Here is a 12,656-nt window from a genome sequence, read left to right as displayed (position 1 = left end):
GAGCCTGGACGGCAAACGCGCCATACTGACAACCCTTGATGGGCTACTGCTGGTAGGGCCAAGCGTGTCCGGTATGGCGGTACTCCGCCATGGCGCGCACACCCAACGGATCGAGCCATCGCCCCCGACCGAGAGGCTGTCACGGGCGGGCAGAGTGCGCCGGGCAGCAACGAGGAGGGTGGGCCCTCAACCGTGCCGAGGGCCCACCCATAACCGATCTGACCGGTCAGACCTTCAGAATCAGCGCTTCCACCTGTTCGAGCGTCGTCACACTGGCCTGTGCGGCGGCCCGTGCCTTCGACAACTTCTCCATCCACTCGATCCGCTGCTGCGCCGGGAGGGGTTCTTCTCCGAGCTGGATGCGCAGGCGGTGCGCCTCTTCGAAATCCATCATTAGGGTGTGAGCGGCGTCCACCGCTTTCTGGTAGCTCCCCTCGACGAGTTCGACCCTCGCTGGCAGCTCCCGGCGCAGCTTGGCCAGTTGGTCGCGTGGGTCGGCAGCCGCCTCGCCATTCGCGGTGGTCGGAGCGCCGGCGCCCGCCGTGTTCCCCGCGCCGGCAGGTGCATTGGCGGGGCCTCCGGACGTGGCCGGTACCGGGGTGCAAAGGTCGACGGGGAAGAGCTCGTCGAACCACGCCTTGTCAGCAACGTAGCGGGTGGATCGGCCCTCGCTGTCCGGAGCGATCACCATCCCCGCAGTGATCGTCGTCCGCTCCGACTCGGCCCAGTGCTGCTCGCCGTAGCAGACCAGGGGCGTGTCGTCGTCGGCCTCGGGCGGCCGCAGCGCGTCAGGGTGCTCCAGCACGGCCTTCGCGAACGCCAGGAGAAGTGCCCGGCTAACACCCGGTGCACCTACCGTATATGCCAGCGTCAGGGCGGCGAGGGCGCTCTTGGGGGTGCGGCGCACGCCCTTGCGCCCGGCTCCCGCCTCGCTGCCCTGGCCGGGGGTGATGAACGGCTGCGGGGCGTGCATCAGCACTGGCGCCATCCGCTGGACCAGGGAGGCCCAGGCGGCCGCGTCACCGGCCTCCGCCCCGAGGAGCAGCTCCGTGAGCGGCCTCGGATCCTGTCCGGCGCCTTCCTTGGTCTCAGTGGTGCCGAAGAGACCGAGGGCGGAGAGGATGTTGCCCCGGTGTACGAACAGCTGCGCGACGGCGGCGGACCACAAACGCGTGCGTCCCTCGGCCGTCTTTGCTCGGATCTGGCTCCACGCCGGTTCCTGCAGCGTCCCCCTGACGACCGGCCAGAACCGTCCTGTGTCTCGAACGGTGCGCACGTTCGCCTTCTCCGGGGCCTCGGCCGGGATTCCGGGAAACACCAGCGCGGTGATGGCGCGTACCGCGACGTCCCGCAGCACGACCGGGGAGACGTCGGCGCCTGCAGGCACGAGCGGTTCCAGCGGGTCGAGCGGCCCGTTGACCGTCAGCGCGTCACGCACCCCCGCCAGATCGAGGAGGTCCGCGGCGCGCGCGTCAGGGAACGCCTCGGCAAGCGCGTCCGCGAGGAGGGACTCCCTGGCATAGGCGTCGACGAGCGTCGCGAACAGGGCGATCAGGCGCGCGTCCTCGTCGTAAGGCTGGATGCCGCGCAGGTGGTCGTTGACGTTCAGGGCTCGCAGAACGTGTTCCAGAGCTTCGGGCTTGGTGCAGCCGATCACGATCTCCGCGGACACCGTGGCGATCTTCGCCGCCCTCCGCGACGGGTCAGTCGCCTCCGTCTCCGGCTTCGCACCGTCCCGGTTGAGCCGGGCGGAGAGCCGGTTCAGGACCTCTCGCAGACTCAGCAGCAGCGGCTCGGGGCCGTCCTTCTTGTCCTTCGGCATGGGCACAAGGGACTGTGGCATCCCCGTAACCAGGTGCTCCGGACGCACCCGGAAGACGTCAAGACGGGCCAGAGCGCGGTTGTTCCCGGTCACGGCGGCCAGCCGCCACAGCTTCGACACCGTGCCGTCGGAGTGGGCGATCTGCCACTGCTGCAGGACACTCATGCCCTTGGACAGCTGACCCGTGTCCGCGAGGGACTCGGCCAAGTCGTATCCGCGGGTTTTCCCGGCACGCTGAAGGTTGTCGGCAGCGTACCGCTGCATGTGCACGGCGACCGCGTACGGCTGCTCGGCGAGGGTGAGCGCCGCCTTCGGCTGCCCGTCCTCCTGGGTGGCGCGGACCACCGGGCGCGGCCGTCGGTGGCCCAGCGCGGCGAGCAACGCGTGCTTCTCGGCCTCGACCTCGTGCATGCGGCGTACGGCGTCCTGATACTTCTGCGTGGCCGCAGCCAGCGCCTGCGCCGCGTACGTATCGTCCCCCGGCGCCCGGCGCAGAGCATCCCGCTCCTTCTCGGCGGACTTCGTGCTCTTCGTCGCCTCCTGGAGCGCCAGCTCGGCGGCGACGAGGCCCTTGACTCGGTTGCTGGCCTCTGGGGCGGGCGAAGACCAGCAGACGGCGGTGCGGTCGTTGAGGTCCCACGGGACCACCGCGGCGCCGTGGACATCGCAGGTCAGCAGGAGCACCTGCTCGTCTCCGGCCTGCACGATCCGGTAGGCGTTGGGCTTGAGGACCTTCCTGCCACGCTGGGTGGCGATCAGGGCCTTGATCTCTGTGTCGGGAAGCCCGGCGGCCAGACCCTCAAGGATCGCCTGCCGCGGCGGCGGCACGACCTCGTGATCCGCGCAAGTGTTCTCGATCGCGTCCGCGAGTCGTTCGGCCCAGAGGGCGTTGCCGATCTGCGGGTAGATGTCGTCGGACCGTTTCACGGCCATGGTGTCGCGTCCTTCCACCCAGGCGTCCCGGGCGGCCACAGAAGCTCCCGTCCGTCGGGAGCGTGTCACGCGCCCGAGTGCAGAAGCCTCGTGCCGGCGAGGAATTGGGCCGACACCCGTGAAGGTGTGCAGCGGTCCTCGCCCCGTACGGTCCACCTGCCAGCGTCCGAAGAACGATCAGCCCCAACAGCGCCTCGGTGGCACCTGGACCTCTCGCAGCCTGCTCCTGCTCCACCGAAGGTGGCATGAGGCGGACGCCGGTGATGAGCCACCGACGTGCGTCACGGAATTTGCCACTGTCTGCGACACAACCGCCACTCACAACGGTCGAGTTAACCCATTTAGGTGAACGACCGCCTCAACCAGGCTGCGTGAAGCCTGAGTTGAGGTATGAGCGCGGCGTGGGGGACGGGGTGCCTGGCTCTGGCCCCTATGTGGTCCGGCGGGCTCTCCAGTTGTCGATGTCACCAAGGGCGCTAGCCTCCCGATCCTGCGGTTTGGACACGAGATCTGGCAGGCCACCGAAAGCCCTGGACTGAACGCTGGATGCCAGACGCGGCCGGTGCCACCGAGGCCCCCCGAGGTGACACCCGCCGCACCCGGCGACTCGCCCCTACCTGGACGCCGCTCGCGCGTGCAGAAGCTGGTTCAGCGAGTCGACCGGCGAGGCTGGATGCATGGTCAGCCGGGCGTCCAGCGCGGCCTCCCACTCTGCGGTGAGGCCGGCCGTCAGCCGCTTTCGCATGCTCGGCGTCACGTGGGCGTACCGCGCCGAGACCGAGCCGTCGAAGTGACCCATGCGGTCGTCCATGAGGACCTTCTCCGTGCCCAGGTCCTCCATCACCGTCCGGTGGGTGTGCCGCAGGCCGTGCGGGGTGAGCCCCTCGGCGATCGGGGTCCAGCAAGCGTCAGCTCGGCCCTGGGAGTTGCGTCCCCGCACCGGGATGCCTGGCCAGGGCTCGCCGACGAGCGGCACAGGTCCGGACCCACCCCTCGCCGGGTACCGTCCCGAGACGGCCGGCGCGAACAGCCACGTGGCGAAGCTGCTGCGGCGCCAGTGTGGGGTGTGCCCGACGATGGTGCCGCCACGTACGAAGCCAAGGTCGGCGATGGCCTTCTCCACGCGGGTACGGGTGGCCTCGGTGACCCGGTCCGGGTGGTTGAGGACGTTGGACACGGTGCCGGCGGAGGTGCCGGCCCGTCGGGCGACGTCGACGAGCTTCGCGCCGTGGTGGCCTCCGGTGCGTGCTGCCCGCTGGCCTCGGAAGACGTACGTCTTGCCGTGGCAGGTGCACGGAGTCGGCTTGGTTCGGGCGATGTGGTCGGCCAGCAGGGCCCTCAGCCAGGGCGGCAGGTCGATGGTGCGGTAGCTGTCGTCCTTGGGCGGACAGCGCACCATTTCGCCGTCGTCGAGCTGGTACAGCTGCCACTCGACGCGTATGGCGCCGGGGCGTACGAAGCCGGTCTCCAGGCCGACGACTTCGCCCCAGCGCATGCCGGTGAAGGCCATGAGGACGACGGCGACGAACTCGTCGTCACGCCCGGACAGGAGAGCCGCCCGCTCGGCGATGAGCAGGGCTCCGAGCGGATCCGTGATGGCCTTTTCCGGTCCGCGGTTGCGGGAGCGGCCGGCGCGCTTGCCCCGTCCGCGCCGTGTCGTAGCCGGATTGGCCTCGATGAGGCCTTCGTCGACGGCGTCGGCCAGGATGAGGTGGAGCACCGCCCGCCAGGTCTTCACGCTGGTGGCGGCGTACTGTGCCTTCTCCTTCTTCTCCCACAGCGCGACGTCGGTCCGCAGGATGCCGCCGAGTGCCTTGTCCTCGAAGTCCGGGAGCAGGTGCTCCTCGATGTGCCGCCGATAGTTCTGCATGGTCGATGCGGCCAGGTCCTGAACGGCGTACCAGCGACTGGCGTACTCGCCGAACGTCTCCTGACCGAGCCCCGGATCGCGCCACTTGCCGCGCCGAAACGCGAACTCTGCCTCATCCGCGGCCCGCTTCGCCTCCCGCTTGGTCGGGAACTTGACCACCGAGCCCGCCGCGTCGACGACAGTGCCGTGCTTGCCTGGTGCGGTCTTGAACCGGCCGCGCCAGTAGCTTCCCCGCTTCTCCGCGAAACCCATGGGTCCTCCTCTCCAGTGTCGCTCTACGCGGCCGTATCGAACTGGTCGCGGCGTAGGCGGCGGGGAGAACGCGCGCGAAGGCGTTCCACTTGGACGGGATGGGCAGCCCTGGACACGGGTGGCTGGGGAACCGGCCTCTGAGCGGCCACGTCGGGCGTCGGTATCCGCGCCGGGCGCTCTTCGTTGAGGCGGATGATCTCGGCGAGGTGTTCGGCGGTGAAGCGGTACGCGCGGCCGACCCGTGTGAAGGGGATGAGGCGTCGGCGGGCACGGTCCTGGACCCACCAGGCGGAGCAGCCGAGGACGTGGGCTAGGTCCTCGGGGCGGTAGAGCCGGGGCACCGGGGCCTCGTGCTGGGGGCGTTCAGGCATGGGCGGTCGCCTCCTCCGCGCGGGCGCGGGCAGGGGAGGTCGCGGGCATGGCGGGATGACGCACGGGGTGTCCTCTTCTGGCGGCGTGTGGAGCGGCAACTCCGTGGGCTCGCCGGTGTGGTGCTCAGGGATGGGCGGTGCGGTGCGGGGGCTTGCAGGCGGGGCTATTCGGTGTCCTTCTGGTTGGGGCTGGGGCGGTTGCGCAGTTGGTACGGCTGGGGCAGGCCGATGAGTTCTTCGGCGACGGCGAGGGACGCGGCGGCTTCGGCTTCTTCGCGGACATCTGGGTGTTCGTCGAGGTAGGCGTCGAGGGCGTCGCGGGCCTGGGCGGCGGCGAGGTTGGCCATGTGGGAGGCGCGGTAGGCGCGTCTGATGTCCTCGACGAGCTCCGTCGCGCGGGCGTGGGCGGCGAGCCTCGGGGGGCCGACGAGGTTGGCCAGGGAGATGCCGAAGACCTCGGCGAAGCCGAGGGCGTCGTCGACGGTGACCCGGCGCTGGCCGTTCTCGATCCGCCACACGGCGGAGGGGTTCATCTCGTAGCCGGCGGCGTTGAGGCGGTCGGACAGGGCGTTGGTGCTCCAGCCGCGGGAGTCCCGTTCGAGCTTGATGCGCACCGCGACGTTCTCCTCGCCGGCGAGCTGGTTGATGCTCGGGCCTGGCAGGTCCTCCTCGTTGTCGCCCACCCACCACTCCTTCCGTTCGTAGTATCTCACTGCAATCCGCAGGGAGACTACTAGGATACACGCCGTTCTGCCGATTGCAACTAGTTGCTGCGATCCGCAGAGATGTGGTATTCTCCTACCATCCCCCGCACCCTGCCCACCGACCACCCACACACGACAAAGCCCCCGGCGCTGATACGCCGGGGGCTGAAGCAGAACCCTCGAAGACCGCCCATCCCTGAACGACCAGTACCGGCATACGGCCCCGGGGTTGCCGCCCCGAAGCCCGCCAGGAGAGGAACTTCTGTGAACCAGCGTACGGCCCTGCCCGCCGTGCTCGCATCCCCCTCGCCACAGCCCGCCCCGAAGGCGGGGTGCTGAGGCATGGCCCGGATACGCACGATCAAGCCCGAGGCCTTCGCCTCGGAGTCCCTGGCCGCGGTGTCGCTGTCGGCCGAGCGGACCTTCTTCGGCCTGCTCACCCAGGCCGACGACCACGGCCGCTTCCGCGACCAACCCGCCGTCATCGCCGGACTGCTGTGGTCGCTGCGCCCCGACCACGGCCCCCTCGGCGTCGAGGACGACCTCACACAGCTCGCCGGCGCCGACCTCATCTGCCGCTACGAAGGCGACGACGCCAAGCAGTACCTGCACATCGTCACCTGGCACCACCACCAGAAGATCAACCGCCCCAGCGGCGTCCGCGCACCCGTCTGCCCCCGCCACGAGGCCGCCGGGAGCAGTGAGCCGTCACGACGAGATCGGCGAGTCCTCCGTGAGGAGTCAGTGAGCCCTCACGGAGGACTCGCTGAGGACTCACAGCAAACGCATGCACTCTCACTGAATCGCGAACCCGGAGGTCAGGTGGGGTTCAACGAGCCCTCACCGAGGGCTCACGGAGGACTCAGTGAGCCCTCGGTGAGGGCTCACTGTCCGGATCTAGGACCTAGGATCCTGGACCTAGGATCTGTCCCTTCGGGGAGCGCGAGCGCCCCCGCGCCCAGCCCCACCGTCTCGGCGAAGCAGCTCATCGGCGAGTACGTCGCGGCATGCGCGCACCGCCCGCCGGAGAAAGTCCTCGGGCACCTCGGCCGGGAAGTCCACCAGCTCCTGGGCGAGGACATCGCCGCCGACCACATCCGCGCCGGACTGGACCGGCTGCGGACCAAGGGGCTGAGCCCGAGCGTCCTGCCGAGCCTGGTCAACGAAGCGATGAACGCCACTCCGGCACGGACCGACCCCCGGACGGTGCACCGTGCGTGGACCAACCCGGCAGACGTCGAGGACGCCTACGGCGGTGACCTGTGACCACCGCAACCCGCGAACCCCGCACCGCCGCCGGGGCGGTGAGCCGTCTCACCGCGATCCTCGCCGACCGGGGCATTGACCCACGAGCCGAGGTCATCCCGGAGCCGGAGCCGGTCACTGCGCTGCAGCTTGCCGATGCCCGCATCCCGCCCCGGTACCGCCACGCGCTGGCCGACCACCCGCGTATCACCGCCTGGACCGACGAGATCGCCCGCACCGGCCGGCGCGGGCCGGGCGGCGTACCCGGCATCGCGACAGGGCCGTCGCTGCTGATCGCGGGGCCGACCGGCACCGGCAAGACCCACCAGGCGTACGGCGCGATCCGCGCCCTCCTGGCTGCCGGTGTCCGGCTGCGGTGGGAGGCAACGACCGCCGCCGACCTCTACGCCGCCCAACGCCCCCAACAGGGCAGCGACCCCGAGCAGCAACTCTGGCGCCTGGCCCGCAGCCCGCTCCTGCTGCTGGACGACCTCGGCGCGGCCAAGCAGTCCCCGTGGACGGAAGAGCTGACCTACCGCCTGGTCAACCACCGCTACAACCAGCTCCTGCCGACCCTGATCACCACCAACCTGCCCGTCGCCGAGCTCCGCGACGCCGTCGGCGACCGCGTCGCCTCACGCCTCGCCGAGATGACCGACCGCGTCATCCTCACCGGCCACGACCGCAGAAGGCGCACCGCCGCCTCGTAACCGGCCCCGGGCCGCCCCGCGGACCCGCCGTCACGCCACTCCCACGCCTCGCTCCTGCGCTGACGCCTGCCCGCGCGCGGAAGCAGAACCCACACCCGGAGTTCCCGCATGCCCCCGAACACCCCCGCCACAGCCCACCGGGCAACCGCCTGGGACCGCGCAGCCGTCGCGCTCCTCGGTGCCGCCGGCTGCACCCTGTCCTACGACGCTCTCCAGCAGATCGCCATCGCCATCCACATACGCCCCGCCCTGACCTACCTCTTCCCCCTGGTCATCGACGGCTTCATCGCCTACGGCGTCCGCGCGCTCCTCGTCCTGCGCACCGCACCCTTCCGCGCCCGCCTCTACATCTGGACCCTGTTCGCAACCGCCACCACCGCCAGCATCTGGGCCAACGCCCTCCACGCCGTCCGCCTCAACCAGCAAACCCCCACCACCGGCCTCCACCTGGGCGACACCACCGTCGGCATCCTGTCCACCATCGCCCCGCTGGCCCTCGCCGGAGCCGTCCACCTCCACATCCTCATCACCCGCGCCGACACCACCTCGCCGACGACCGGCAGCGGCACACGGCCCGAGACCGCCGAGCGCGAGCCCGACATCCCCGTCGAGGTGCCGGGCGGCTCCGATCAGGAGATCCAGCACACCCACCCCGAACTCCCGCCGGCACGCCACAGAAGCGACCACCCGGTCCGCCGCATCGGCAGGCCTCCCAGCGCGGAACTCGACGAGCTCCTCGTCCTCGCCCGCCCCGCCTTCCATCTGCACGAAACCCCCACCCGCGCCGTGGTCCGCGACGCCATCCGCGACGCCGGCCACACCATCAGCGAGGACCGCCTCACCCAGCTCATCGCCACGCTGCGCCGCGAACGCGACGGCCACTGACCGGAAGTCTCCCCAGCTCAACCGGCGGACCAGCCCCAGCTGGTCCGCCCATCCGGTCAATACGCCAAACGGCGGTCCCCCACCCGAATGCCTCCGGACCACCACCCACGCCCTCTCCACACGGCCCGCCGGCCTCTGCTCAGTTTCTGAACAGGCGGGCCGTTCAGAAACTGAGCAGAGGCCGGGCTCAGAAACTGAACGCACGCCCCTTCCCTGTCCCGCCACGGAGCAAGACCTCCGCTCCGCCGCGGAACCCGCTCCCGCTGCCTGTTCCGCGACGGAACACAGCGCCCCAAGCAGTCAGCAAGAGACCGGCCGCGCAGCAGCGTCCGGCCCGCCCACCCACACGCCCTTCAGCGCCGAAACGAGCCCCTGATGCCCCTCCGCAACGAAACGCCCGTCATCCCCACTCCACACACCCGCCCTGTCCCCGACGAGACCAGTACCGCCTCCGCCCGCTCCCTCAACGGCACAGACAGCACCGAACGCCATGCCTCCGGCGGAGCAAGCTGGAGCGGTCGACACTCCTTTCGGGTTTCGTCCGCGCTTGCCTCCGCCCCGGCGGGGGCGGAGGAGGCCCGGCGCCAGGGGGCGCCGGACCAGGTGAGTGAGGCCGAGCGCGGCCTCACCCAGGACAACCCGCCGATGCCCATCGGCAACCGCTGCCCGGCCTGCGGCCACCGCCCGCCCCTCACGCCTACCGACGAGCCGTTGTCTGCGCGCGATTCGGCTGATCCGCCGCTGCCAACACCGCTGTACCGCAAGCGCACCAAGGAGACCCGCGACCGGGTGCACAGCATCCGCTTCACCCCGACCGCGGACGCGGTGATCCAGGCCGCCGCCCAAGCGCGCGGCCAGTTCTTCGCCGGCTACGTCGGTGACGTCGCCTACGCCCACGCCCTCGGCAAGACCACGACCAGCAGCCCCGAGGACGACCCGGCACGCCCGCTCGTCGAGGCCGTCGAGCAGCTGATCGCCCAGCTGCGGCGGACCGGCAACAACCTCAACCAGATCACCCACGCCATCAACTCCGGTGTCATCCCCGACCACGCCGAGCACATCCTGGACCGCGTCGATCAGACCGTGGAGAACGCCTTCACGCTTCTCGACGGGTTCGTCGGCAAGCAGCAGGCGGCCTGATGGTCCCTGACGTCTCCACCGGCTCCCACACCGCCGGCCTGCTCTACTACCTGTTCGGACCGGGCCGCCGTGACGAGCACACCGACCCGCACATCGTCGCCGCCTGGGACATGACGGGCGCCCCCGACCCCGGGCGCGACCCGAACGCCACCATCGGCCGACTTGCCGGCCGCCTCGACCTGCACGCGCGGCTGCGGGCGAAGGAGACCGGGAAGATGCCGGCCAAGCACGTCTGGCACTGCCCCGTGCGCACCGCGCCCGGCGACCGCTACCTCACCGATCCGGAGTGGGCCGAGGTCGCCCGCCGGATTGTCGCAGCCACCGGCATCGCCCCCGAGGGCGATGACTTGTCCTGCCGGTGGATCGCGGTCCGGCACGCCCACGACCACATCCACATCGCCGCCATCTCCGTACGCGCCGACGGCCGCCGCGCCCGCACCAACCGCGACGGCATGCGCGCCCAAGCCGAATGCCGCCTGATCGAAGCCGAGTTCGGGATGCGGCAGCTCAAGACCGGCGACATGACCGCCCCCAAGACCCCCACCAGTGCCGAACGCGCGAAGGCCGAGCGCCTCGGTCGGACGGTGACCAGCAGGGAGTGGCTACGCGAGCAGGCATACGCCGTGCTGGCCGCCGTCGGCAGCGAGCAGGAGTTCTTCGACGTCCTGGGCAGCCTCGGCATCACCGTCAACAAGCGCCTCGGACCGCAGACCGGGGACGTCACCGGCTACAGCCTCGCCGCCCCCGGCGACACCAACACCCACGGCGAACCCGTCTTCTACGGCGGCTCGAAACTCGCCCCCGATCTATCCATCGTCCGCATCCGCGAAACCCTCACCCACCCCGAACAAGCCCCGGCCCGACGATCCCGTCCCCACCCCCGCGAAACCTGGCAGCACGCCGATAACGCCCTACGCCAGACAGCGAAGATCCTCGACAGCGGCGACGACGCCGCAGCCCAGGCGCACCTCGCCGCCTACAGCACCATGCTCCACAACACCGCCCTGCACGCCCCACCCACCTACAAGGCCGAACTCCGCGCCGCAGCCGTCGCCTTCAACCGCGCCCGACGCTCCGCGATCCGCGCCGACCACCACAAAGCAACCGCCCTACGCGAAGCAGCGAAGGACCTCATCTACGCCTCCCACGACGCCGGCGGCCTGCCCGTCGCAGTGATCGCCACCCTCCTCCACCTGGCCATCGCCGCCACCCGCTGGTACGAGCAACGCGGCTACCAGCAGCAAGCAGCCGCCGCGCACCAGACCCTCACCCACCTCCAGGCCGGCTACCACCACGCCGCCGCCCCCGTCCTGGCCGACCTCGCCCGCAGCACCCCACGCCCCCACACCACCCACCGCCTGGAGACCACCGTCCGCCGGGCCATCCCTGACCACGCAGACCGCATCCTCACCGACCCGGCCTGGCCCGCCCTGGCCACCACCCTCGCCCAAGCCGAAACTGCCGGCCACCACCTCCCCACTCTCCTCCAGCAAGTAACCGCCGAACGCGAACTCGACACCGCCCACTCACCCGCCGAAGTCCTCACCTGGCGCCTCACCACCACCCCCAACCGCCGGGTCCAAGCAGCCCAAGCCCGCACGGCCATAGGAGTTGCGCGACCCAGCCCCGGCTCCACGCCAGCACCTTCCGGGAACGTCCCGCCGGAACTGGGGTCGCTTCACCGCCGATAGGAGGAGCGAAGCCATTGGGGCCGGGCACATCTGACGCCGGTCACCGCGGCCGTCAAGAGAGCGTGGATGCTCTCCGCGGAGGCGGAAGCTCACGCAGCACTTCCCATATGGGCTGTGAACCCGACGCCCACATGCCCAGCAGGCGCCGGTCGACCAAGTGGAGTCTCTGGGACTTGGCCAGGGGCGGGCAGTTGGCGGAGAAGCGGCCGTTGGTGACCAGGACGACGACGTCCGCGCCGTGCAACTGCCGGGCGGTGCCGTTCAGGACGTGCAGGTCTGGTGTTCCGACGGCGGATCCGCGGTCGCCGTCGCGGCGGTGCTTGCACTGGATGACCCAGCGGCGGCCGAAGGGATCGGTGGCCTTGACGTCAGCACCGTTGTCGCCGGTGCCACCGACCTGGACGGCGTTGCGACAGCCGTCCCTGCGCATGAGGTCTCGTATGGCGTACTCGAACTGGCGGTGGTGGAGGGCGTCGAGCTGCGTGAGCGCGTAGCGCAGGCTCTGGGACCGTACGGTCTCCCACTGCGCGTTCTGGAAACGCTGATAGCCCCATGTCCCACCACCGGCCGCCACCACGACTAGGAGAAGGAGAAGGATCCACCAGTGGGCGAACAGCCAGGCGAGCACCGTCACCACGAGCCAGATCGCTGCGACGGCCACCCCGAGAAGTACGAGCAGGTCGGCCTCGCGGTTCTTCTTCGTGCGCCGGTGCCTGGCCGGCTTCTTGGCGCTCACCGTGCGGCTCCGGGCGAGGGGAACCTGATCGGATAGGACACCGTCGACCGCGGCACCGCCGATTGGCGCTTGGGTGCCACGGGCGGGAAGGTGATCGGATAGTGCACGGTGCTGGCGGGGCGTGGGACCACGTGTCCCGTATCAGCCGGGGCGTGGCCGCCGTGGTAACTGGCGGCGGCGATCAGAATCACGCCGAACAAGACCCCGCTGCTTGATCCCGCAGCGGGGCGGAAATGGGCCCGCACCTTCGTTCCGTCGGACCTGGCATAGCTGTCTATCCAGGGCATGCCGCCCCCC

Annotated in this window: 10 protein-coding genes; 5 read left to right on the top strand and 5 right to left on the bottom strand. The window is 70.4% G+C overall.

Features of this window, described 5'->3' with window-relative positions; all coding sequences use genetic code 11:
- Window positions 1-226: 226 nt before the first annotated feature.
- The 4 genes from OG702_RS20425 to OG702_RS20410 all read right to left on the bottom strand — a co-directional run bounded on the left by OG702_RS20425 (window position 227) and on the right by OG702_RS20410 (window position 5,931).
- Window positions 227-2,755, bottom strand: a complete 2,529-nt coding sequence (locus tag OG702_RS20425; RefSeq protein WP_327290345.1) for a hypothetical protein — start codon at window positions 2,753-2,755, stop codon at window positions 227-229.
- 613 nt (window positions 2,756-3,368) lie between these two features.
- Window positions 3,369-4,877, bottom strand: coding sequence for a tyrosine-type recombinase/integrase (locus OG702_RS20420; RefSeq protein WP_327290344.1), 1,509 nt, complete (start codon window positions 4,875-4,877; stop codon window positions 3,369-3,371).
- 23 nt (window positions 4,878-4,900) lie between these two features.
- Window positions 4,901-5,248, bottom strand: a complete 348-nt coding sequence (locus OG702_RS20415) for a helix-turn-helix domain-containing protein (protein ID WP_327290343.1) — start codon at window positions 5,246-5,248, stop codon at window positions 4,901-4,903.
- Window positions 5,249-5,412: 164 nt separating this feature from the next.
- The gene (locus tag OG702_RS20410) at window positions 5,413-5,931 is read right to left on the bottom strand and encodes a helix-turn-helix domain-containing protein (protein ID WP_327290342.1); all 519 of its coding nucleotides are present in this window, start codon (window positions 5,929-5,931) and stop codon (window positions 5,413-5,415) included.
- A 363-nt stretch (window positions 5,932-6,294) separates the two neighbouring features.
- On the opposite strand from OG702_RS20410, the gene OG702_RS20405 reads away from it, so the two are divergent.
- From OG702_RS20405 to OG702_RS20385, 5 genes are all read left to right on the top strand, one after another.
- Window positions 6,295-7,218 carry a hypothetical protein gene (locus OG702_RS20405; protein ID WP_327290341.1) on the top strand — a complete coding sequence of 308 codons (924 nt, stop codon included), beginning with the start codon at window positions 6,295-6,297 and terminating at the stop codon, window positions 7,216-7,218.
- Complete coding sequence (locus tag OG702_RS20400) at window positions 7,215-7,907, top strand: ATP-binding protein (RefSeq protein ID WP_327290340.1); 693 nt, start codon at window positions 7,215-7,217, stop codon at window positions 7,905-7,907. The genes OG702_RS20405 and OG702_RS20400 overlap by 4 nt, the downstream gene beginning before the upstream one ends.
- Window positions 7,908-8,015: 108 nt before the next feature.
- Window positions 8,016-8,792: a DUF2637 domain-containing protein gene (locus tag OG702_RS20395; protein ID WP_327290339.1), complete on the top strand. Its 777-nt coding sequence runs from the start codon at window positions 8,016-8,018 to the stop codon at window positions 8,790-8,792.
- A gap of 603 nt (window positions 8,793-9,395) precedes the next feature.
- A complete protein-coding gene (locus OG702_RS20390) occupies window positions 9,396-9,932 on the top strand; it encodes a MobC family plasmid mobilization relaxosome protein (protein ID WP_327290338.1) in 537 nt (178 codons plus the stop codon).
- Window positions 9,932-11,623: a relaxase/mobilization nuclease domain-containing protein gene (locus OG702_RS20385; protein ID WP_327290337.1), complete on the top strand. Its 1,692-nt coding sequence runs from the start codon at window positions 9,932-9,934 to the stop codon at window positions 11,621-11,623. Before OG702_RS20390 ends, OG702_RS20385 begins: the two co-directional genes overlap by 1 nt.
- A gap of 52 nt (window positions 11,624-11,675) precedes the next feature.
- Here OG702_RS20385 and OG702_RS20380 read toward each other — a convergent pair whose 3' ends face one another.
- On the bottom strand, window positions 11,676-12,359 hold the full coding sequence (locus tag OG702_RS20380) for a restriction endonuclease (protein ID WP_327290336.1): 684 nt from the start codon (window positions 12,357-12,359) through the stop codon (window positions 11,676-11,678).
- Between the last annotated feature and the right edge of the window lie 297 nt (window positions 12,360-12,656).

This window comes from Streptomyces sp. NBC_01198 (genome assembly GCF_036010485.1).
GTDB lineage: Bacteria > Actinomycetota > Actinomycetes > Streptomycetales > Streptomycetaceae > Actinacidiphila.
The sequence above is the reverse complement of the archived record's forward strand: the minus strand, read 5'-3'. Positions and strand labels throughout refer to the sequence as shown.

What these genes read in the sequence shown, in the direction of transcription:
- OG702_RS20415 (WP_327290343.1), bottom strand. Translation starts at nt 5,248, where the DNA reads ATGCCTGAACGCCCCCAGCACGAGGCCCCGGTGCCCCGGCTCTACCGC.
- OG702_RS20385 (WP_327290337.1), top strand. Translation starts at nt 9,932, where the DNA reads ATGGTCCCTGACGTCTCCACCGGCTCCCACACCGCCGGCCTGCTCTAC.
- OG702_RS20395 (WP_327290339.1), top strand. Translation starts at nt 8,016, where the DNA reads ATGCCCCCGAACACCCCCGCCACAGCCCACCGGGCAACCGCCTGGGAC.
- OG702_RS20405 (WP_327290341.1), top strand. Translation starts at nt 6,295, where the DNA reads ATGGCCCGGATACGCACGATCAAGCCCGAGGCCTTCGCCTCGGAGTCC.
- OG702_RS20420 (WP_327290344.1), bottom strand. Translation starts at nt 4,877, where the DNA reads ATGGGTTTCGCGGAGAAGCGGGGAAGCTACTGGCGCGGCCGGTTCAAG.
- OG702_RS20425 (WP_327290345.1), bottom strand. Translation starts at nt 2,755, where the DNA reads ATGGCCGTGAAACGGTCCGACGACATCTACCCGCAGATCGGCAACGCC.